This is a genomic window from Gordonia desulfuricans NBRC 100010 (assembly GCF_001485495.1).
Lineage (GTDB): Bacteria > Actinomycetota > Actinomycetes > Mycobacteriales > Mycobacteriaceae > Gordonia > Gordonia desulfuricans.
The window spans coordinates 1-21,260 of the sequence record NZ_BCNF01000005.1; the positions used below are offsets into that span (position 1 = coordinate 1).

General features: G+C 68.4%; 17 protein-coding genes. 6 read left to right on the forward strand and 11 right to left on the reverse strand.

Going from position 1 to position 21,260, the window contains the following annotated elements; genetic code table 11:
- Positions 1-422 precede the first annotated feature (422 nt).
- Together GD1_RS00785 and serA are read right to left on the reverse strand one after the other, a co-directional pair.
- Positions 423-1,433 carry a 3-isopropylmalate dehydrogenase gene (locus GD1_RS00785; RefSeq protein WP_059035041.1) on the reverse strand — a complete coding sequence of 337 codons (1,011 nt, stop codon included), beginning with the start codon at positions 1,431-1,433 and terminating at the stop codon, positions 423-425.
- A complete protein-coding gene (gene serA, locus GD1_RS00790) occupies positions 1,430-3,025 on the reverse strand; it encodes a phosphoglycerate dehydrogenase (RefSeq protein ID WP_059035043.1) in 1,596 nt (531 codons plus the stop codon). Before serA ends, GD1_RS00785 begins: the two co-directional genes overlap by 4 nt.
- A 319-nt stretch (positions 3,026-3,344) precedes the next feature.
- Here serA and GD1_RS00795 point away from each other — a divergent pair, with 319 nt between their 5' ends.
- On the forward strand, positions 3,345-4,010 hold the full coding sequence (locus tag GD1_RS00795; protein ID WP_059035046.1) for a chymotrypsin family serine protease: 666 nt from the start codon (positions 3,345-3,347) through the stop codon (positions 4,008-4,010).
- 372 nt (positions 4,011-4,382) lie between these two features.
- Here GD1_RS00795 and ilvC read toward each other — a convergent pair whose 3' ends face one another.
- The 3 genes from ilvC to GD1_RS00810 all read right to left on the reverse strand — a co-directional run bounded on the left by ilvC (position 4,383) and on the right by GD1_RS00810 (position 7,915).
- Positions 4,383-5,396, reverse strand: coding sequence for a ketol-acid reductoisomerase (ilvC, locus tag GD1_RS00800; RefSeq protein WP_020790640.1), 1,014 nt, complete (start codon positions 5,394-5,396; stop codon positions 4,383-4,385).
- An 81-nt stretch (positions 5,397-5,477) separates the two neighbouring features.
- Positions 5,478-5,978 (reverse strand): acetolactate synthase small subunit, encoded by a 501-nt coding sequence (ilvN, locus tag GD1_RS00805; protein ID WP_053778332.1) that lies wholly within the window; start codon positions 5,976-5,978, stop codon positions 5,478-5,480.
- Positions 5,975-7,915, reverse strand: coding sequence for an acetolactate synthase large subunit (locus GD1_RS00810; protein ID WP_059035048.1), 1,941 nt, complete (start codon positions 7,913-7,915; stop codon positions 5,975-5,977). The genes ilvN and GD1_RS00810 overlap by 4 nt, the downstream gene beginning before the upstream one ends.
- A gap of 319 nt (positions 7,916-8,234) precedes the next feature.
- Between GD1_RS00810 and GD1_RS00815 the strand changes: the two genes are divergently transcribed.
- The 3 genes from GD1_RS00815 (at position 8,235) to ilvD (ending at position 12,228) form a co-directional block, all read left to right on the forward strand.
- The gene (locus tag GD1_RS00815) at positions 8,235-8,693 is read left to right on the forward strand and encodes a PH domain-containing protein (protein ID WP_244882442.1); all 459 of its coding nucleotides are present in this window, start codon (positions 8,235-8,237) and stop codon (positions 8,691-8,693) included.
- Positions 8,694-8,820: 127 nt separating this feature from the next.
- Positions 8,821-10,164, forward strand: a complete 1,344-nt coding sequence (mgtE, locus tag GD1_RS00820; protein ID WP_059035050.1) for a magnesium transporter — start codon at positions 8,821-8,823, stop codon at positions 10,162-10,164.
- 219 nt (positions 10,165-10,383) lie between these two features.
- The gene (ilvD, locus tag GD1_RS00825; RefSeq protein WP_020790636.1) at positions 10,384-12,228 is read left to right on the forward strand and encodes a dihydroxy-acid dehydratase; all 1,845 of its coding nucleotides are present in this window, start codon (positions 10,384-10,386) and stop codon (positions 12,226-12,228) included.
- A gap of 54 nt (positions 12,229-12,282) precedes the next feature.
- Here the strand turns inward: ilvD and GD1_RS00830 are convergent, their stop codons facing one another.
- The gene (locus GD1_RS00830; RefSeq protein ID WP_059035052.1) at positions 12,283-13,485 is read right to left on the reverse strand and encodes a DoxX family protein; all 1,203 of its coding nucleotides are present in this window, start codon (positions 13,483-13,485) and stop codon (positions 12,283-12,285) included.
- A gap of 177 nt (positions 13,486-13,662) precedes the next feature.
- Between GD1_RS00830 and GD1_RS00835 the strand changes: the two genes are divergently transcribed.
- Complete coding sequence (locus GD1_RS00835) at positions 13,663-14,754, forward strand: PQQ-dependent sugar dehydrogenase (protein ID WP_059035070.1); 1,092 nt, start codon at positions 13,663-13,665, stop codon at positions 14,752-14,754.
- A gap of 245 nt (positions 14,755-14,999) precedes the next feature.
- Here the strand turns inward: GD1_RS00835 and GD1_RS00840 are convergent, their stop codons facing one another.
- Positions 15,000-15,878 (reverse strand): potassium channel family protein, encoded by an 879-nt coding sequence (locus GD1_RS00840; protein ID WP_083533768.1) that lies wholly within the window; start codon positions 15,876-15,878, stop codon positions 15,000-15,002.
- Between the two features lie 209 nt (positions 15,879-16,087).
- Positions 16,088-17,590: an Asp-tRNA(Asn)/Glu-tRNA(Gln) amidotransferase subunit GatB gene (gene gatB / locus GD1_RS00845; RefSeq protein ID WP_059035054.1), complete on the reverse strand. Its 1,503-nt coding sequence runs from the start codon at positions 17,588-17,590 to the stop codon at positions 16,088-16,090.
- Positions 17,591-17,774: 184 nt separating this feature from the next.
- On the opposite strand from gatB, the gene GD1_RS00850 reads away from it, so the two are divergent.
- Positions 17,775-17,990, forward strand: coding sequence for a PspC domain-containing protein (locus tag GD1_RS00850; RefSeq protein WP_053778346.1), 216 nt, complete (start codon positions 17,775-17,777; stop codon positions 17,988-17,990).
- 22 nt (positions 17,991-18,012) lie between these two features.
- Here GD1_RS00850 and GD1_RS00855 read toward each other — a convergent pair whose 3' ends face one another.
- The 3 genes from GD1_RS00855 to GD1_RS00865 form a co-directional block, all read right to left on the reverse strand.
- Positions 18,013-19,047 (reverse strand): 6-phosphofructokinase, encoded by a 1,035-nt coding sequence (locus tag GD1_RS00855; protein WP_053778338.1) that lies wholly within the window; start codon positions 19,045-19,047, stop codon positions 18,013-18,015.
- A gap of 123 nt (positions 19,048-19,170) precedes the next feature.
- Entirely contained in the window at positions 19,171-19,857 is a 687-nt protein-coding gene (locus GD1_RS00860) for a LuxR C-terminal-related transcriptional regulator (RefSeq protein ID WP_020791603.1), read from the reverse strand.
- A gap of 9 nt (positions 19,858-19,866) precedes the next feature.
- Complete coding sequence (locus GD1_RS00865; protein ID WP_083533769.1) at positions 19,867-21,192, reverse strand: sensor histidine kinase; 1,326 nt, start codon at positions 21,190-21,192, stop codon at positions 19,867-19,869.
- Positions 21,193-21,260 lie beyond the last annotated feature (68 nt).

Here is a 21,260-nt window from a genome sequence, read left to right on the forward strand (position 1 = left end):
AGCAACATCACGCCAGAACGCACCCACCTCCGAGGTACTCACCACCCAACATCGGCCTACGGAGATTTCGACACGCGTCGTCGAAACCTCAGCCACGTCACCCCGGAACGCACCCACCACCGAGGTGCCCACCACCCGACATCAGCCGCCGGAGGTTTCGACACGCCTCGCCGCTACGCTCCTCACCGGCTCAACCAGCAAGAACCACACCCCACGGCCGCGCGCCGTCGCGTGTCTGGACTGACGAAGAGCGAGGGAGCTTGCGACCGAGGTGATGAGGAGGGAAGACGCGCGGTAAGGCGAGCGGCCCGCGACGACGAAGTCGGCGCAGACAAACACAGCGCAGACAAACACAGCAGACGACCGAAGGCCGGCCCCGAGTGGGGACCGGCCTTCGTTCACATCAGTCGAGAAACGTTGCGCTACAGGCGCTCGCGGATTCGCTTTCCGATCTCCGACGTCGACAGCGTCTGTCCGTTGCGTTCGAGCAGGTCGTCGGCGACGGCCTTCTCCACGCGGCGGGCGGCGTCGGCTTCACCGAGCTGCTCGAGCAGCAGGGCCGCCGACAGGATCGCGGCGGTCGGATCGGCCTTGCCCTGGCCTGCGATGTCGGGGGCGCTGCCGTGCACCGGCTCGAACATCGACGGGTTGGTCCCGGTGGCGTCGATGTTGCCCGACGCCGCCAGCCCGATACCACCGGACACCGCGGCGGCGATGTCGGTGATGATGTCGCCGAACAGGTTGTCGGTGACGATCACGTCGAAGCGGCCCGGATCGGTGACCAGGTAGATGGTCGCCGCGTCCACGTGGCAGTAGTCGGTGGTGACGTCCGGGTACTCCTTGCCGATCTCGTCCACCGCACGGCTCCACAGCGAACCGGCGAAGGAGAGCACGTTGGTCTTGTGGACCAGCGTGAGGTGCTTGCGGCGTCGGGTCGCCCGCTCGAAAGCGTTGCGGACCACACGCTCCACACCGAAGCGGGTGTTGAGGCTGACCTCGGTCGCCACCTCGTTGGGGGTGCCGACGCGGATGGCGCCACCGTTGCCGGTGTAGGGCCCCTCGGTGCCCTCGCGGACCACCACGAAGTCGATGTCGGGGTCACCGGCCAGCGGCGAGGTCACTCCCGGCAGACGACGCGACGGACGCAGGTTGACGTGGTGGTCGAGTGCGAACCGCATCTTGAGCAGCAGACCGCGCTCGAGCACGCCGGACGGCACCGACGGGTCGCCGATGGCGCCGAGCAGGATCGCGTCGTGCTCTCGGAGCGAGTCCAGGTCTGCGTCGGTGAGCAGCTCACCGTTGCGGTGGTAGCGGCGTGCACCCAGGTCGTACTCGGTGGTCTCGACGTCGGGCACGACGGTGCGCAGCACCTCGAGTGCCTCGGCGATGACCTCGGGTCCGATGCCGTCACCGGCGATCACGGCGAGTTTCATGACAGGTCCACCTGCTCGATCAGGGTGGCACCCACGGCGCCACTGATGGCGTCGACGACGGAGTCGTCGACCTTGCGGCTGACGCGCAGGATGACGGTGGCACCGGTTCCCTCGGCGTCCTGCGACAGCGCGGCGGCCAGGATGTCGATGCCGGCATCGCCCAGCAGGGTGCCGATCTTGCCCAGCGAGCCCGGCTGATCGGTGTAGCTGACCAGCAGGTTGAGGCCCTCGGCACGCAGGTCGAAGTTGCGGCCGTTGATGTTGACGATCTTCTCCACCAGGCGTGGCTCGGTGATCGAGCCGGACACGTTGTGCACCGACCCGTCGGCGAACACGGCCTTGACGTCGACGACGCTGCGGTGGTTGGGGCTCTCAGTGGCGGTGGTGACCTCGCTGGTCACGCCACGGGCCTCGGCCACGGCGGGGGCGTTGACGAAGGTGATCGGGTCGTCGAGCACGGCCTGGAACAGACCGCGCAGCGCCGACAGTCCCAGCACCGAGACGTCGCTGGAGGCCAGCTCACCGCGCACGTCGACGACGATCGACGACGGCAGTTCGGTGCTGATCGCACCGATCAGCACACCGAGCTTGCGGGCCATCTCCAGCCACGGGGCGACCTCTTCGTCGACCTTGCCGCCGGTGATGTTCACCGCGTCGGGGACGAAGTGGCCGGCCAGCGCCAGACGCACGCTCTTGGCGACGTCGGTGCCGGCACGATCCTGGGCCTCGCTGGTGGATGCACCGAGGTGCGGGGTCACCACAACCTGCGGCAGCTCGAACAGCGGCGAGTCGGTGCACGGCTCGGAGGCGTACACGTCGAGGCCGGCGCCGCGGACCTGACCGGAGTTGATCGCGTCGGCCAGCGCCTGCTCGTCGACCAGACCACCACGGGCGGCGTTGACGATGATGACGCCCTTCTTGGTGCGGGCGAGCTGCTCGGCACCGATCAGACCCAGGGTCTCCGGGGTCTTGGGCAGGTGCACGGTGATGAAGTCGGCGCGCTCGAGCAGTTCGTCGAGGGAGACCAGCTCGATGCCCAGCTGGGCGGCGCGGGCCGGCGACACGTAGGGGTCGTAGGCGATGATGTGGGTCTCGAAAGCGGCGAGACGCGCGGCGACCAGCTGACCGATGCGGCCGAGGCCGACCACGCCGACGGTCTTGTCGAAGATCTCCACGCCGTTGAACGACGAACGCTTCCAGGCGTGCTCGCGCAGCGTGGCGTCGGCGGCCGGGATCTGGCGCGCGGTCGACAGCAGCAGGCTGATCGCGTGCTCGGCGGCGGTGTGGATGTTCGACGTCGGAGCGTTGACCACCATGACGCCACGCGCGGTGGCGGCCGGCACGTCGACGTTGTCGAGGCCGACGCCTGCACGGGCGATGATCTTGAGCTTCTTGCCGGCGTCGAGCACGTCGGCGTCGACAGTGGTGGCGGAACGGACCAGGAGCGCATCGGCGTCGACGACGGCCTCGAGGAGCTTGGGACGGTCGGGGCCGTCCACCCAGCGCACCTCGACACCGTCACCGAGGGCTTCCACGGTGGACGGGGCCAGTTTGTCGGCGATGAGGACGACCGGCAGGCCTGCTGTGGTCACAGTTGTTCTCCAGAATCGGTTGCGAGGTCGGGTGCGATGCCCTAAAAGCATCCAGCAGACAGCTTAGAGGGCGTGACCAGGACCTTGGTCACCGGTCGTCCAAACCCGGGACCTCCTGCGGTCCGTGGGGAGTACATTGTGATCGTCGTTACCCGGACGCCATCACGGATCGGTTGCAATGCGGACGCGGTTGTCCCGGTGGGGACGGCACGGCCCGTGGCGCCGGTACGGTTGACTACCGGACGTCGTACCCGCGTGTTGAGCGGCGCGTCGGACGTCGGGTGAGGACGAGGTCGGGTTAGTCGAGAGTGGAGTGTGAATGAAGAAGAAGCTGACAGTACTGTTGGCTGTCCTGGCAGCGACCGTACTGGCAGGTTGGGGGGCACCGGGTATCGCAACGGCGGCACCGGCGAAGATCTACCTCGGCGGAGGATCGGGAATCCTGGTCCTCAAGGGCGGCAACTCCGCGTCGGCGTGCACACTGACCACCATCGGGCATGCCAAGACCGGTGAGCTGATCGGTATCACCGCGGGCCATTGTGGAAAGCCCGGCCAGGTGGTGCTGTCGGAGACGTACTCCGATCGTGGCCAGGCCGGTGTGATCACGTACTCCAATGCCAAGGACGACGTCGCGATCATCCAGTTCGACAAGAGCCGGGTGGTGCCGCAGCGCTCGGTCAACGGTGTCACCATCCGTTCCATCGACACCCGTCCGATCGGTTTCCCGACCATCGCGTGCAAGACGGGCCGCACCACCGGCAACACCTGCGGTATCGCATGGTTCTCCGACGGTGATGTCCACTTCTCCCAGATCTGCGTGATCGAGGGCGATTCGGGTAGCCCCGTCGTGGTCGGTGACCGCCTGGTCGGCATGGTCAACGCCTACTACTTCCTCGGCTGCATCGGACCGGAGACCGGAACCAACATCGGACCGGTGCTCAACTACGTGAAGACCACCAAGTACAAGGGTTTCACCCCGATCTGATCCACCGGGTCCGATCGACAGAGCATTTCTCCAGGGCTGCGCCCCTTCCCGATCAGGGAAGGGGCGCAGTTGTTTTCACGTTTCCGGGTCCGGTTCGGGGATGCACGTCGTCGGATACGGTCGACGGGGCTCGCCCCGGGCGGACCCGCGACCGAGCACGACACGCGGCGCCCGTGACCCGGGTCCCCTTGACCCCCGGCACCGTCCGGTCCACCCCCCGCCCCCCGGATCGGTCCGCACCGGCGTCGGCCCAGACCACAGAGACCGTCCGACAGCAGAGACCGTCCGACAGCAGAGAGCCCACGGGCCCCGCACTCCGGTGTCCGGAAGATGCGGGGCCCGTGGGCTCTGTGGTGCAGATCAGCCGATGACTCAGGCGGTCTCGGTGATCGGGCGGTCGACCCAGCTCATCAGGTCACGCAGCTTCTTGCCGGTCACCTCGATGGGGTGCTCGGCGTTCTTCGCGCGCAGGCCCTCGAGCTCCTTGTTGCCGCCCTCGACGTTGGCGACGAGGCGCTTGACGAAGGTGCCGTCCTGGATGTCCTTCAGGATGGCGCGCATGCGCTCCTTGGTGTCGGCGTCGATGACGCGCGGGCCCGACAGGTAGCCACCGAACTCGGCGGTGTCGGAGACCGAGTAGTTCATGCGGGCAATGCCACCCTCGTACATGAGGTCGACGATCAGCTTGAGCTCGTGCAGCACCTCGAAGTAGGCCATCTCCGGGGCGTAGCCGGCCTCGACCATGACCTCGAAACCGGTCTTGACCAGTTCCTCGGTGCCACCGCAGAGCACGGCCTGCTCGCCGAAGAGGTCGGTCTCGGTCTCTTCCTTGAAGGTGGTCTTGATGATTCCGGCGCGGCCACCACCGATGGCGGAGGCGTAGCTCAGCGCGAGGGCCTGGCCCTCACCCTTCGGGTCCTGCTCGATGGCGATCAGGCAGGGCACGCCCTTGCCGTCGACGAACTGGCGGCGGACCAGGTGGCCCGGTCCCTTCGGGGCGACCATGCCGATGGTGACGTTGGCCGGGGGCTTGATCAGGCCGAAGTGGATGTTCAGGCCGTGACCGAAGAACAGGGCGTCGCCGTCCTTCAGGTTGGGCTCGATGTCCTCGGTGAAGATCTGGGCCTGGCTGGTGTCGGGGGCCAGCAGCATGATGACGTCGGCCCAGGCGGCGGCCTCGGCGTTGCTCATCACCTTCAGGCCCTGCTCGGCGGCCTTCTCGCGCGACTTGCTGCCCTCACGCAGACCGATCGCGACGTCCACTCCGGAGTCACGCAGCGACAGCGAGTGGGCGTGGCCCTGGCTGCCGTATCCGATCACCGCGACCTTGCGGCCCTGGATGATCGACAGATCCGCGTCGTCGTCATAGAACAGTTCAATCGCCACAGTTGGCTTCCCTTCACTATTGTGGTGTGCCCCAGGCGATTCGGTTCTCGACGCGAGGGGCCCGATGTTACTTGCGGTAGGTCAGCGGTTGGCCGACATGCTCTTGGGTCCTCGTCCGAGGGTGACCGCCCCGGATTGGGCGATCTCGCGGATGCCGTACGGATCGAGCATCCGCAGCAGCGCCTCGAGCTTCTCGCCGGTGCCGGTCGCCTCGATGGTCAGCGACTCCGGTGACACGTCGATCACCTTGGCGCGGAACAGGTTCACCACCTCGATGACCTCGGTACGGACCGACGAGTCGGCGCGCACCTTGACCATCAGGAGCTCGCGCGAGACCGAACTCGACGGATCCTGCTCGACGATCTTGATCACGTTGATCAGCTTGTTCAGCTGCTTGGTGACCTGCTCGAGCGGGAAGTCCTCCACCGAGACCATGATCGTCATCCGCGAGATGCCCTTGATCTCGGTCGGACCGACGGCCAGCGATTCGATGTTGAAGCCGCGGCGCGAGAACAGCGACGAGACGCGTGCCAGGACGCCCGGGCGGTCCTCCACGAGCACGCTCAGCGTATGGGTACTCACTTGCTCTCACCCTCCTGGCCGAGATTGGTTTCCTGGTTGACGATCTCGTGGATCGCCGACGGATCGGCGGCCGACGCGTCGTCGTCGAACAGCGGACGGATGTCACGGGCGGCCATGATCTGGTCGTTGCCGGTTCCGGCGGCGACCATCGGCCAGACCTGTGCGTCGGCCCCGACGATGAAGTCGATCACGACCGGGCGGTCGTTGATCTCGCGGGCCTTGGCGATCACCTCGTCGACGTCGGCCTCGTTCTCCACACGGAAGGCGGCACAGCCGAGGGCCTCGGCGAGCTTCACGAAATCCGGGATGCGCATCGAGTGCGTCGCCAGATCGGTGTTGGAGTAGCGCTCCTCGTAGAACAGCGTCTGCCACTGGCGGACCATGCCCAGGTTGCCGTTGTTGATCAGGGCGACCTTGATCGGGATGCCCTCGATCGCACAGGTGGCCAGCTCCTGGTTGGTCATCTGGAAGCAGCCGTCACCGTCGATCGCCCACACCTCCTTCTCGGGTGCGGCCATCTTGGCGCCCATCGCCGCCGGGACGGCGTAGCCCATGGTGCCCAGACCACCGGAGTTGAGCCAGCTGCGCGGCTTCTCGTAGGAGATGAACTGCGCGGCCCACATCTGGTGCTGGCCGACGCCGGCGCAGTACACCGCGTCGGGTCCCGCGAGCCGGCCGATCTGCGAGATGACGAACTCCGGCGACATCGAACCGTCGGCCGGACGGTCGTAGCTCAGCGGGTAGGTGCGACGGATGCCGTCGAGGTAGGCCCACCACTCGGTGAGATCCGGCGCGGTGTCGGTGGTGGCCCGCTCGTTGCGCAGGGTCTCGATCAGGTCGATGATCACGGCCTGGCAGTCACCGACGATCGGGACGTCGGCGTGACGGTTCTTGCCGATCTCGGCCGGGTCGATGTCGGCGTGGATGACCTTGGCGTCCGGCGCGAACGACGACAGCTGTCCGGTGACGCGGTCGTCGAACCGGGCACCCAGGGTGATCAGCAGATCGCTGCGCTGCAGTGCGGCGACCGCGGCGACGGTGCCGTGCATACCCGGCATACCCAGGTGCAGGTTGTGCGAGTCCGGGAATGCGCCACGCGCCATCAGTGTGGTGACGACGGGGATGCCGGTCAGCTCGGCGAGCTCGAGCAGTTCTTCGGAGGCGTTGGCCTTGATCACGCCGCCGCCGACGTAGAGCACCGGGTTCTTGGCGGCATTGATCAGACGTGCGGCCTCGCGGACCTGCTTGCCGTGCGGCTTGGTGACCGGACGGTAGCCCGGCAGGTCGATCTGCGGCGGCCACGAGAAGGTGGTCTGGCTCTGCAGGATGTCCTTCGGGATGTCGACGAGGACGGCGCCGGGGCGGCCGCTCTCGGCGATGTGGAAGGCCTCGGCGATGACCTGCGGGATCTCGGCGGCATTGCTGACCAGGAAGTTGTGCTTGGTCACCGGCATGGTGATGCCGGAGATGTCGGCCTCCTGGAAGGCGTCGGTACCGATCAGCGCGCGACCGACCTGGCCGGTGATGGCGACCACCGGGACCGAGTCCATCTGGGCGTCGGCGAGCGGGGTGACCAGGTTGGTGGCACCCGGGCCGGAGGTGGCCATCATGACGCCTGCACGGCCGGCGACCTGTGCGTAGCCGGTGGCAGCGTGCCCGGCGCCCTGCTCGTGCCGGACCAGGACGTGCCGGACCTTCTGCGAGTCGAGCAGCGGATCGTAGACCGGCAGGACCGCCCCACCGGGGATACCGAAGACGACGTCGACACCGAGTTCCTCGAGCGACCGGACCACCGACTGGGCACCCGAGACACGCTCGGGGGCGACGGTGTTCTGCCGTACGGCGCGGAGGTTCCCTGCCGCTGGCGATTCCTGACGCGCGGCGGGGACGGACGAGCCGGCTCCGCTGGTGTCCGTACGTGCTGTTGGTGCGCTCACTGCACGGTCCTTCGTGTTCGTGGTCTTGACTGGTGGGTGGGGCTTGATCGGTGGCAACAAAAAACCCCCGACAGCGAGGCTGTTCGAGGGTGGCGCGTCGATGCTGGCTTGGGTCTACGAGGTGACCGGTCAGGCGACGACGCGCCGGCCGATTACTACGAGAAGCTCGTTGTGCATCACGTCGTTCACGGTAGGGGTGCAGATAGTACAGAGTCAAACTCCGCCCCCGATGGTCCCACATCCTGGGAAGACACTGGTCGTCGGGGCGACCGGGGAGAGGCCCGCAGACCTGAGGCGGTGCGGATGCCACAATGGGTCTGTGTCTTCTGCTGCATCTTCCGGTTCCGAGTCCACGCCGGCAGCTTCCGGCGCCGATCCGGAGGTGCCCGAGCTGCCCCAGACCTTCCGCCTGAGCAAGCTCGCCTACTTCGCGGTCCCGATGGCCTTCCTGGTGGCCCTCGTCCTGGCCGGGGCGAGTCTCCCCTGGCTCGGCTGGACGTTGATCCTGCCGGTGTTCCTGGCGCTGTGGATCGCCCGGATCCGGACCGTGGTCACCGAGGACGGACTGCGTGCGGTCAGTACCTTCTCCGCCCGCGACGTCAGCTGGCCCGAGATCGAGGGCCTGCAGTTCACCAAGTGGGGTCCGGTGCGTGCGGTTCTCGCCGACGACACCCGGGTGAAGCTGCCGACCATCACCTTCCAGGACCTGCCGCGCCTGTCGGCGGCGAGCCGGGGCCGCATCCCGGATCCGTACGCGTCGGCCGACGCCGCACGCTGACCTCCCGACGGCTCGCGGGCGACGCCGGGATGGCTACCCGGTGACACCCAGGTGAACGCACACTGACCTGTGGTTTCGCCGGTGAGCTCGAACCCTGGTGCCGCCGCGGGGACGATAGGGTTCATCCGTGACCCAGCAGATCGTGAACCCCGACGAGATCGGCGCCCTGATCGACGGCGGCGCCCTCACCGAGGCCGGCGACCTCCTCGCCACACTGCACCACGGTGAAGTGGCCGGCATCCTCGACCGTCTCCCCCGCAAGCGTCGCGGCGTCGCATTCCGCCTGCTGCCCAAACCCACCGCGGTCGAGGTGTTCGACGACCTGACCGCCGTATCGCAGGTCGACCTGATCGCCGATCTCGGCACCGCCGACGTCGCCGAGGCCTTCGATCATCTCGATCCCGACGACCGCGCCGAACTCCTCGACGAACTCCCGGCCGCCGTCGCCAAGGCCCTGGTCCAGCAGCTGACCCCGGACGAACGGGAGATGACCGGTGTCGTCCTCGGCTTCGCGCGTGGCTCGGTGGGCCGCCGGATGAGCCCGGAGGTGGTGCACGCCTACGTCGACGACACCGCCGCGGCGGCCCTCGAACGGGTCAAGGAACGCGGCCACGAGGTCGAGACCATCTACACGGTCCCGGTGATCGGTGAGGGCCGCGTCCTGCGGGGTGTGGTCAGCCTTCGTGATCTCCTGCTCAGCGATCCCGACACCCCCTTGTCGGCGATGATGCACAAGCCGATCGCCGCCTACGCCGACGACGACGCCGAGCTCACCGCCCAGCGCTGTATCGACCGCGCGGTCCTGGCCATGCCGGTCACCGACCGGGAACGCCGGCTGGTCGGGATGCTCACCATCGACGACGCCGCCGAGGTGGTCGAGCAGGCCCGCGACACCGACGAGGCGCGTGCCGGTGCGAGCGAGCCGCTGCGCGAGCCCTACCTGCTGGCATCGGTCCTGTCGATCACCCGCGCCCGCATCGTGTGGCTGTTCGTGCTGGCCGTGTCGGCCATCCTGACCGTCAACGTGCTCGAGATCTTCGAGGGCACCCTCGAGCAGAAGGTGGCGCTGGCGCTGTTCATCCCGCTGCTGACCGGGATCGGCGGCAACACCGGGTCGCAGGCGGCCACCACGGTGACCCGTGCACTGGCCACCGGCGAGGCCGCACCCCGCGACGTGCTGCGGGTGGCCGGCAAGGAGGTCCGGGTGGGTCTGACCCTCGGCACGGTCCTCGGCATCGTCGGCTTCGCCGTCGCCGGCCTGGCCTATGAGCTGGAGATCGGCACGGTGATCGGCCTGACCATCCTGTCGATCTGCACGATGGCGGCGACGGTCGGCGGCATGATGCCGCTGATCGCGAAGTCGATCCGGGTCGATCCGGCGGTGTTCTCCACCCCGTTCATCTCGACCTTCTGCGACGCGACCGGCCTGATCATCTACTTCATGATCGCCAAGGCCGTGCTGGGCATCTGACCACCGGCGTCCACAGCGCAGATCGGCGGACCGGGAATCCGGGGGCGGGGAATCTCCGACCGGGTGCGCGACGTTGACCTCGATCGGTGGGTACGACCGTTTCGTGACCCTTGACGTGGGCCGAAGTTTTTGTTGGCCCAGGTGAGCGGGGAGTAACGTGGACGGTCAGCAGCCCACCGCGCAATCGTGCGTCAGCACCCTGTCTGATCGAGGAAGTCCATGCCAGCCCTGAGGTCCCGCACCACCACCGTCGGCCGCGAGGCGGCCGGAGCCCGCTCCCTGTGGCGTGCCACCGGTATGACCGACGACGATTTCGGCAAACCGATCGTCGCCATCGCGAACTCCTACACCCAGTTCGTTCCGGGTCACGTGCATCTCAAGGACGTGGGCGAGATCGTCGCCGACGCCGTGCGGGCGGCCGGTGGCGTGCCGCGCGAGTTCCACACCATCGCCGTCGACGACGGCATCGCGATGGGCCACAGCGGCATGCTCTACTCGCTGCCGAGCCGCGAGATCATCGCCGACTCGGTCGAGTACATGGTCAATGCCCACACCGCCGACGCGCTGGTGTGTATCTCCAACTGCGACAAGATCACTCCCGGCATGCTCAATGCCGCGATGCGCCTGAACATCCCCACCGTGTTCGTCTCCGGTGGTCCGATGGAGGCCGGTAAGGCCGTCGTCGTCGACGGTGTCGCCCACGCCCCCACCGACCTGATCACCACCATCTCCGCCTCGGCCAACTCCGACGTCGACGACGACGGACTGAGCGAGGTCGAACGGTCGGCGTGCCCGACGTGTGGTTCCTGTTCGGGCATGTTCACCGCGAACTCGATGAACTGCCTCACCGAGGCCCTCGGCCTGGCCCTGCCGGGCAACGGTTCGACCCTGGCCACCCACGAGGCACGCCACGCGCTGTTCGAGCGCGCCGGCCGGGTCGTGGTGGAGGCCGCCAACCGCTGGTACCGCGACGACGATGCCTCGGTGCTGCCGCGAAACATCGCCACCCCCACCGCTTTCCGCAATGCGATGGCGCTCGACGTCGCGATGGGCGGCTCCACCAACACGGTGCTGCACATCCTGGCCGCCGCACAGGAGGGTGAGGTCGCCGACTTCGATCTGACGGTGATCGACCAGATCAGCCGTCAGGTGCCCTGCCTGTCCAAGGTGTCGCCCAACTCCGACTACCACATGGAGGACGTCCACCGGGCCGGTGGAATCCCCGCGATCCTGGGCGAACTGCGCCGCGGCGGTCTGATCGACGACACCGCCTCGACCGTCCACTCCACCACCCTGGGTGCGGGCCTGGACGACTGGGACATCCGCGGCGGCAAGGCGACCGACGCCGCGGTGGAGCTGTTCCACGCCGCCCCCGGTGGCGTGCGCACCACCACCCCGTTCTCCACCGCCAACCGCTGGAGTTCACTCGACACCGACGCCGAGGGCGGATGCATCCGCGACATCGAGCACGCCTACACCGTCGAAGGTGGCCTGTGCGTGCTGCGGGGCAACCTCGCCGAGGACGGCGCGGTCCTCAAGACCGCCGGTATCAGCGAGGACCTGTGGCACTTCGAGGGTCCGGCCCGCGTGGTCGAGAGCCAGGAGGACGCCGTCCACGTCATCCTGTCGAAGACCCTGCAGGCAGGTGAGGTGCTGGTGGTCCGCTACGAGGGCCCGTCCGGTGGTCCCGGTATGCAGGAGATGCTGCATCCCACCGCCTTCATGAAGGGCACGGGCATGGGCAAGAAGTGCGGCCTGATCACCGACGGCCGGTTCTCCGGCGGGTCGTCGGGACTCTCGGTCGGCCACATCTCGCCCGAGGCCGCGGCCGGCGGCGTGATCGGTCTGATCGAGGACGGCGACCACATCCTGATCGACGTCAAGACCCGCCGCCTCGACGTGCTCGTCGACGACGAGGTCCTCGCCGAGCGGCGCGCCAAGATGGAGGCCTCCGAGCGTCCGTGGGCCCCGAAGGACCGGCACCGTCCCGTCACCACCGCTCTGCGCGCCTACGCCAAGCTCGCCACCTCCGCCGACAAGGGTGCCGTGCGCTCGGTCGACTGAGACCGGCCGGCGACCGGACACTCGCCGGCTGAGGCGTCCCGTGAGGGGTGCGCCTCAGCCGCCGAGTTTCGGCGGCTCGAGAGGGTTGCTGCCATTGCACAGGATCCACGCCGCGATCCCCACGGCGATGGCGATGATCAACACCGCGACCGACCCGATGTAGGGGCGTCGGGCCCACTTGCGGGATCGGTCCAGGGAGTAGGCGCCGGGGCCGGTCAGGACCAGGGCCGCGGTGGCGCCGATGAGCACGAGGTCGTATTGATGAAGGGGCATGAGCGGCCCGAACAACGCGATCGTGCGATACATCGCCACGTCGATGATGGAGACGAACACCGTCATCCACAGCACCAGGCCCGCCCCGATCGGGGTGAGTAGACCGAGGATCAGCAGCGCGCCGCCCGCGGTCTCCGACACCGCCCCCGCGATCGCGACCGCCCTGGTGAGATCGGCATTCGCCGGGTTGGCCTTGTCGGTGAACAGGTCCTGGAAGCCGTCGAGGCCCCATCCCTGCCACCAGCCGAACAGTTTCTGCAGGCCGTGACCGATGGCCATCCAGCCGATGACCAGTCGAAGAATCAGCAGACCCGCGTCGAGGGTGCCGCGGCGTTCCGCGGTGACGGCCGGGGCGTTGCCGGGCTGCCCGGTGCCGTCGAGATGGTCGGGACGGTCCCCGGCGTCGGCGAGCGGCGCGGCGAGCAACGACGTCGCCTCGGCACCCTCGACGTACTCGGGGTCGCCCGCGGTCAGTTCCATCGTCGGATGCGACTCGACGGCATGGTCGTCGGTCGGATGGTCACCGGCCGGTCGGTCGGTCGTCGTCTCGTCGGGCACCGGTCGTCGACGGGACTCGGCCAGCTCCGGGAAGGTCTCCTCGACCGACGGGATCGGGGTCGCCTGATCGGCCGGCGCCGCGGCCGGGGGGACCTGGGTGACCGGGGCCGACGGGGTTCGCCGGGTGACCGGGGGCGTCTGCGCCGGAGTCGGGACCGTCGGCGCCTCGCCGACGTCGGTGACCGGCGGCAGCGGAGCGGGGTTGCGGGGCCGTCCGGCGGGCGGCAGGTCGAACTGGTGGGTGGCCACCTCGTCGGGATCGAGGTCGTCGAGGTGATCGACCCGCGACACGTGGTGACGGTCGTAGAAACTGTCGCGATCACCGGCCGGTCGCGGCTGCACGGAGAACGCCTCGGTCGGCTCGTCGTAGGGGCTCGGCGGCCGGAAGTCCTCCCGGCCGCCACCGGACTGGTCGCGTTCACTCACACCGCCGACTCTAGATGCCGGGGCCGGCATGCCACGGATCGGCGCGCGGGCCACCGCCGCCGATCGCCTACTGTGGTGGGCATGCGATTGGGGCGGCAGCACCATGGGCCGCGGGGCCGGACAGCTTCCCGACGTGGGTCATCCACGTCCGGGGTCCGCGCGCTGGCCGCAGGTGTGATGGTGGTGGCACTGGCATTCACCGCGGGCTGTGATTTCTCTCAGCAGGATCAGGATCGGGCCGCCGGACAGTTCAGTGCCAACGACGAGTCGATCGCCGTGCCGCAGAGCCAGCCCCCACAGAGCCGGCCCGGGGGCACCGAGTCACAGGAACCGCCACCACCGGGGCCGTGCGTCGATCCCGACCCCGCGGTCATCGCGACCTGCCTCGCCTCGACCGGTGGGGTGCGGGCGGGCGACGACCAGGGCGAGAGCACGATCGTCGCCGAACGCACCACCGGCAAGATCATCACCACCAAACGCTATGGGCCGCAACGGGTGGTGACCACATTTCCGGTGGACGCCACCGGCGACGGCGGGTTGATCGACTTCGCCTACTCCCCCACCTACGACCAGGATCAGCTCATCTATGCGCTGATCACCACCGGCTCGGACAATCGGGTGGTGCGGATCGCCCCGGGTGATGCGCCCAAGCCGATCCTGACCGGAATCCCCAAGGGCGCCACCGGCAACATGGGTGCGTTGATGTTCGTCTCGCCCACCGAGCTCGTCGTCGCCACCGGCAACGCCGGTGATCCCGCAGCCGCCGCCGACCCGACGTCGCTGGCCGGCAAGCTGCTCGTGGTGAGCGACCTGTCGTCGGGGTCGAACGCCCGGCCCAAGGTCCTCGCGTCCGGGCTGGGGACGAATGTGGCGCTGTGTCCGAGCTCGACCGGCGCGCTGTACGTCTCCGATCAGGGGCCCACCGAGGATCGCATCCAGGCCGTCGAGGAGTCCGGCACCAAGGTGCTCTGGACGTGGCCGGATCGCCCACAGATCGCCGGCTGTGCGGCCACCGGCGGACAGATCTTCGTCTCCACCACACGGACCCAGCAGATCCTCGCGATCAACGAACCCACCCGCGACAAGCCGACCATCAATCCGCCGGCGGTGGTGCTGGACAAGCGGTACGGGGCCCTCGGCCGGATGACAGCGCTGAGCAACGGGCTGATCCAGTTCGCGACGGTCAACCGGGCCTACGGCAAACCGGTGAGCACCGACGACCGCGTGATCCGCTTCATCGCACCGCCGCCGTCGGAGGACCGTACCTGAGGTCTGGGCGCGCACCCCGCCCGTTCACCGGGCACCCGATCTCGTTGACCGTGCCCCCGATCGCGTTGACCGTGCGCCCGACCTCGTTGACCGGGCCCCGATCCCGTTGACCGGGCACCCGATTCCGTTCACTGGGCGCCCGATCGCGTTCACCGGGCACCCGATCGCGTTCACCGGGCCCCCGATTCCGTTGACCGGGCACCCGATCGCGACGTGGCCGGATCGGGATGCGTCACCGTCCTCGCTCAGCCCGCGGGTTCCTTCGGCTCCGACGAGTCCAGCACCGGTTCGGTGTCGGACAGTCGGGCATCCATCGCTGCGGCATCCACAGCCTCGGCATCCATCGCTTCGGGGTCCACCGCTGCGGCATCCATAGCTTCGGGGTCCATCGCTTGGGGGCCGGTGAGTGCGACGCGCAGCGAACGGATCTCGGCACGCAGTTCCTGGATCTCGGCCGCGGTCGCCGCGCGGTTGGCGTCGTCCTCCTCGGCCACACGCTGGACGATCCAGGATGCGAGTGTCGCGGTGACCACACCGATGAGGCTGATCCCGCCGATCATCAGCAGCACCGCCACCACCCGGCCGGTCACCGACACCGGGGCGAAGTCGCCGTAGCCGACGGTGGTGACGGTGACGAACGCCCACCACACGGCGTCACCGAAGCTGGTGATGACGGCGTCGGCGTGCGAGCGCTCCGATTCGTACACCGCCAGCGACGCGACGTAGATGAGCAACACCGCACTGGCGACCGTGTAGACGATGACCTTGCCGCGGATGGCCCCGCCGATCGCCTTCTGCAGCGTACCCACCAGGATCACCAGACTCACCAGACGCAGCGGCCGCAGCACCGGGAGCACCACGATCGCCAGATCCGGCAGGTGCCGGAAGAACCACCGTCCGCGCTGCGGCGCGAGCATCAACCGAACGAGATAGTCGATGCCGAACACCACCCACGACACGATCACGACGACGTTCAGCGCGACCGCGACCACGCGATGCGGATGGCCGAGCACCTGGATCGAGTACGCGACCAGGAACAGCGACGCGATTCCCGCCAGCGGCCACTCGACATGTTTCTCCCACCCCGCCAACAGATCCCGTCGGTCGGATGCCGCTGCCGTCATCGAACTCCTCCTGTGCCGGTCGTCGGGTCGATGCGAATCCACGAGCTGGTCGGACACCGCCGGCCGCGTGGACTGTCCACCCGGCCGGCGATCTCGGGTCAGGCGCTGTCAGGGTCTGTCGGTGACGGCGTCTCCCGGTCGGTGAGTGTCGGGAAACACCAACGGCGCCCACATCGATGTGGGCGCCGCGGCACGTCGTCGGTGGATGCCTATTGGCAGGCGGCCAGGACGAGCTCCTGGACGCGAGCCGGATCGGCTTGTCCGCGAGTGGCTTTCATGACGTCGCCGACGATCTTTCCGGCGGCCTTGACCTTGCCGCCGCGAATCTTCTCGACGATGTCGGGATTGTTGGCGAGCGCCTCGTCGATGGCCTTCTGCAGGGCCGAGTCGTCACGGACCACCTCGAGACCGCGGTCGGCGACGATCTGCTCGGGCTCACCCTCGCCGTCGAGCACGGCGGTCGCGACCTGCTGGGCCAGCTTGGTGGTGAGCTTGCCCTCGTCGACGAGGCCGATGACGGTGGCCACCTGTGCCGGGGAGATCGGCAGGTCGGCGAGCTCGACGCCGCGGCTGTTGGCCTGCTGCGCCAGGAACGACACCCACCAGCCGCGGGCGGCCTCCGGTGACGCACCGGCGTCGACGGTCGCGATGATCAGGTCGACGGCGCCGACGTTGACCAGGTCGCGCATGACCTCGTCGGATACGCCCCATTCCTCCTGGATGCGTGCACGGCGCACCCACGGCAGCTCCGGCAGGGTGGTGCCGAGCTCGGCGATCCACTCCTCCGACGGCTGCACCGGCGGCAGGTCGGGCTCGGGGAAGTACCGGTAGTCCTCGGCGGTCTCCTTGCGGCGGCCGGCCGAGGTGGTGCCGTCGGTCTCGTGGAAGTGACGGGTCTCCTGGACGATCTCACCGCCGGCGGTGAGCACCGCGGCCTGACGGCGCATCTCGTAGGTCACCGCGATCTCGACGCTCTTCAGCGAGTTCACGTTCTTGGTCTCGGTCCGCGTACCGAACTCGGTGGCATCCTTGGCCATCAGCGACAGGTTGGCATCGCAGCGCAGCGAACCCTGATCCATCCGGACGTCGGAGACCTCGAGGGCCTTGAGCAGATCGCGCAGAGCGGTCACATAGGCGCGAGCCACCTCGGGGGCACGTTCACCGGCGCCGACGATCGGCTTGGTGACGATCTCGACCAGTGGCACCCCGGCACGGTTGTAGTCGAGCAGCGAGTGGTCGGCACCCTGGATACGTCCGCTGCCACCGATGTGCAGCGACTTTCCGGTGTCCTCCTCCATGTGCGCACGCTCGATGTCGACACGCCAGGTGGTGCCGTCGGTCAGCTGCACATCGAGGTAGCCGTCGAAGGCGATCGGCTCGTCGTACTGCGAGATCTGGTAGTTCTTCGGCTGATCCGGGTAGAAGTAGTTCTTCCGGGCGAAGACACTCGACGGGCGGATCGAGCAGTTGAGCGCCAGACCGATCCGGATGGCGTACTCGATGGCCTTCTGGTTGACGACGGGCAGCGAACCCGGCAGACCGATACACACCGGGCACACCTGGGTGTTGGGATCGGCGCCGAAGGCGGTCGGGCAGCCACAGAACATCTTGGTGGCCGTACCCAGTTCGACGTGGACCTCGAGTCCCATCACCGGATCGAATTCGGCGATGACCTGGTCGTAGTCCATCAACTCGGCGGCAGCGGCAGTCATGCGCTCCAGTTTATGCCGAGCACCCCGCACCCACCGCACGGGGACATCCCGGCGACCCCGAGCCGGAGTTCAGGTCGAATCCCCGGGTGAACCCCGATGCCCCCGGCCGACGGCGCTCGTAGCGTCGGAGACGACCTGATCACGCCGGCCCGCACCGGGACGGCCAACCGAGAGGACCCCCACGATGAGCACCTCCTACCAGGCCACTTCGGCCCCCGCCCGCCGGCTGACCCGATCGCGTACCGACGCCTGGCTCGGCGGGGTGTGCGGCGGCATCGCCGCCCGCTACGGCTGGGATGCGAGTCTGGTCCGCGCCCTGTTCGTGGCGTCGATCCTGCTTCCCGGCCCGCAGGTCCTGCTGTACCTGGTGCTGTGGCTGGTGATCCCGCGCGAGGCGTGATCCGGTCATCGGACCGCGGGGATCACCCGAAGATGACCCGGATCTCCTGGTACTGGTCGAGCGGCACCTGCTTGGGATCGGCGAGCGCCTCGTCGAAGGTGGTGCGCACGATGTCGGTGCCGCGCAGCGCCACCATGTGTCCCCACTTCTTGTCGGCGACGAGGTCAGCCGTGGCCATCCCGAGCCGGGTCGCGAGCACCCGGTCGAAGGCGGTCGGCACACCACCGCGCTGGATGTGACCGAGTACGGTGGCCCGCGCCTCGATACCCGTCCGTTCCTCGATCATCGGGGCGAGCACCTCGGCGATCCCGCCGAGCCTCGGACGGTTGAACCCGTCGAGTCCCTTGGTGGAGTGCGCCTCCGCCATCTCGGGCAGCTTGAAACCCTCGGCCACCACCACCATCGGTGCCCGGCCGCGGTTCTTGACGCTGGTGACCCAGGCGCAGATCTGGTTGATGCTCTCCGGCTGCTCCGGGATGAGGATGGCGTGTGCGCCACCGGCGATCCCCGAGTGCAGGGCGATCCATCCGGCGTGACGGCCCATCACCTCGAGCACCATGCACCGCTTGTGCGAGTTGCCGGTGGTGCGCAGCCGGTCGATCGCCTCGGTGGCGATCTCGACGGCGGTGTTGAAACCGAAGGTGTAGTCGGTGGCGTTGATGTCGTTGTCGATGGTCTTGGGTACCCCGACGATCGGGATGCCGTCCTCGAGGAGCCGCTTCGACGCCGCCGCGGTGCCCTCTCCGCCGATCGCGATCACGCCGTCGATGCCGAGGTTCTTGAGTACCTTCTTGATGTTCTCCGGGCCGCCGTCGGGCTCGGAGTACGGGCCGAATCGACTGGTGCCCAAGATGGTTCCACCCTGGTTGGACAGACCACGGACCACCGAGCGGTCGAGATCGATGATGTCGCCGTAGACCAGTCCGTACCAGCCGTCGCGGAAACCGACGAACTCCTGGCCGTAGACCGTCTCCCCCTTGAGGACCGCTCCGCGGATCACCGCGTTCAGCCCCGGGCAGTCACCCCCGGCCGTCAGAATCCCGAATCGCTTCGCCATACCGTCGAACGCCTCCTGCCACCGTCGAAATCCACCATCACCGAGTGACCGACACGGGTCGGGATTCAATCTAGTGGTGATGTGCCACTCGTGCCGGGCATGTCATCCCGGACACGTGCGGTGTCACTTCAACCCGTTCTCGTAGGCGAAGACGACGGCCTGCGCGCGATCACGCAGAGCGAGCTTCCCGAGCATGCTGCTGACGTGGGTCTTCACCGTCTGTTCGGCGACGAACAGCTCCGCGGCGATCTCCTGATTCGACTTGCCGTCGGCGACCAGTCCGAGCACCTCGCGTTCCCGAGGGGTGAGATGTGCAGCGGCATCGGAGGACCGGACCGGACGCGATCTGCGGTCGGTGACCTCCTGGATCAGCCGCCGGGTGATGGACGGCGCGAGCAGCGCCTCCCCCGCCGCGACCACCCGCACCGCACGGACGAGTTCGTCGGCGGGCGCGTCCTTGAGCAGGAAGCCCGACGCCCCGATCCGCAGCGCCTCGTAGACGTAGTCGTCGATGTCGAAGGTGGTGAGCATCAGCACCTTGGTCCGCCCCTGCGCACCGTCGGCGGGGGCGGCAGCGGCAGCCGCCGGCACCGAACCGAGGATCTGTTCGGCCGCCCACAGTCCGTCCTTGCGGGGCATCCGGACATCCATCAGGACCACATCGGGGCGGACCCGACGACACAGGTCGACGGCCTCGACACCGTCGGCGGCATCGCCGAGAACCGAGATGTCGGGTTGTGCGGCCAACAGCGCGGAGAATCCCTGTCGGACCATGGCCTGGTCATCGACGACGACGAGCGTGATCGGCACGGTGCCACGTTACCGGGCGTCGTCGGCGACCGCGGCGGCCTCCGCACCCGACGGGATCGCACCCGGTCCCCCGGCATCCGATCCGGTCGCCGTGACGGCGCCGCGTCCACCCCCGGACGGAATCCACGCGCGCACCACGAATCCGCCGTCGCCGGCGGGTGCGGCGGTCACGGTGCCGCCCACCGCACCGGCCCGATCGATCATCCCGGGCACTCCCACCCCGGCACCGCCGAGTCCCAACGGCGGTTCGGTGCCCGCCGCGTTGTACACCATCACCTGTGCGGCGGGATCGCCTGCGTTCGTACGGTTGTCGGCGGCGAGTTCCACGGTGATCGCACCACCGGGAGCGTGCCGGGTGGCGTTCGCCAGGGATTCCTGCACGATCCGATAGATCACCAGCGCCGACGCCTCACCGAAGACGGCATGGTCGAGTCCATCGGTGAAGGCGACCTGCGCGCCCGCGCGGCGGGTCTGGCTGATCAGCGAATCGATCTCGCCCAGGCCGGGATTGGGGGCCGAAGCCACCGCCGATCCCTCCACCCGGAGCACACCGAGGAGTTGCCGCACCTCGTCCAGGGAGGTCCGCGCCGCGTCGGCGATGGCATCGAATTCCTCGGCGGCGGCCACGGAGACGTCGGGCAGACGGTAGCGGGCGGTCTGGGCCATCACCACCACCATCGACATGCGGTGGGCGACGACGTCGTGCAGGTCCCGGGCGATCCGCGTGCGTTCGGCCAGCACCGCGGCGGTGGACTCGGCGACCCGCGTCTCCGCGGTCTGCACGGCGAGCTGACGGCGGGAGAACAACAGTCCGCGCAACAGCCCGGTGACCACCGCGAGGGCGGTCAGACCGAATGCCCACCCGAACCGCGCCTCGGCCGGCGCCGACAGCACCATCACCGCCACCGAGCACACCCACCACGGCAGCAGCAGCCGCAGCGGGCACCGGAGGAACGCCATGAACGTCAGGATCAGGAACGCGATGATGTGGGTGACCTGGATCTGCCACGGCCATCCGTTGGCGGTGGAGGTCACCACCCCGATCACCAACGCCGACACCGCCGACACCGTCCACGCCGGCAACGGTGCCGCCCACGCGAAGGCCAGCGGCACCGACGCCAGCGCGGCCGTCACCGGCATCACGTAGCCGGGCACCGCGTGCGTCATCGACATGGTCCCCCACGACACGATGAACAGGACCGTGGCGAAGACCAGGAAGAACCAGTTCAGCGGCGATCGTAGGTAGGCCCGAACGCCCGGATGCCGGGCCAGCGGGGTGTCCCGCAACTCCGCCGACACCGCACGCCAGCCGGCCCGCGTCCATCGTCGCAACATCTCACATCACCTCGCCGTCCACGCTAGGCGGCGATCTGCGCGAAGTCCTCATACTCGAGAGGGAGATC

Bases quoted from the DNA above. Each gene is read 5' to 3' on its own strand.
- GD1_RS00785 (WP_059035041.1), bottom strand. From the start codon at position 1,433: ATGAAACTCGCCGTGATCGCCGGTGACGGCATCGGACCCGAGGTCATC.
- GD1_RS00795 (WP_059035046.1), top strand. From the start codon at position 3,345: ATGAAGAAGAAGCTGACAGTACTGTTGGCTGTCCTGGCAGCGACCGTA.
- ilvD (WP_020790636.1), top strand. From the start codon at position 10,384: ATGCCAGCCCTGAGGTCCCGCACCACCACCGTCGGCCGCGAGGCGGCC.
- GD1_RS00835 (WP_059035070.1), top strand. From the start codon at position 13,663: ATGGTGGTGGCACTGGCATTCACCGCGGGCTGTGATTTCTCTCAGCAG.
- GD1_RS00840 (WP_083533768.1), bottom strand. From the start codon at position 15,878: ATGACGGCAGCGGCATCCGACCGACGGGATCTGTTGGCGGGGTGGGAG.
- gatB (WP_059035054.1), bottom strand. From the start codon at position 17,590: ATGACTGCCGCTGCCGCCGAGTTGATGGACTACGACCAGGTCATCGCC.
- GD1_RS00850 (WP_053778346.1), top strand. From the start codon at position 17,775: ATGAGCACCTCCTACCAGGCCACTTCGGCCCCCGCCCGCCGGCTGACC.
- GD1_RS00855 (WP_053778338.1), bottom strand. From the start codon at position 19,047: ATGGCGAAGCGATTCGGGATTCTGACGGCCGGGGGTGACTGCCCGGGG.
- GD1_RS00865 (WP_083533769.1), bottom strand. From the start codon at position 21,192: ATGTTGCGACGATGGACGCGGGCCGGCTGGCGTGCGGTGTCGGCGGAG.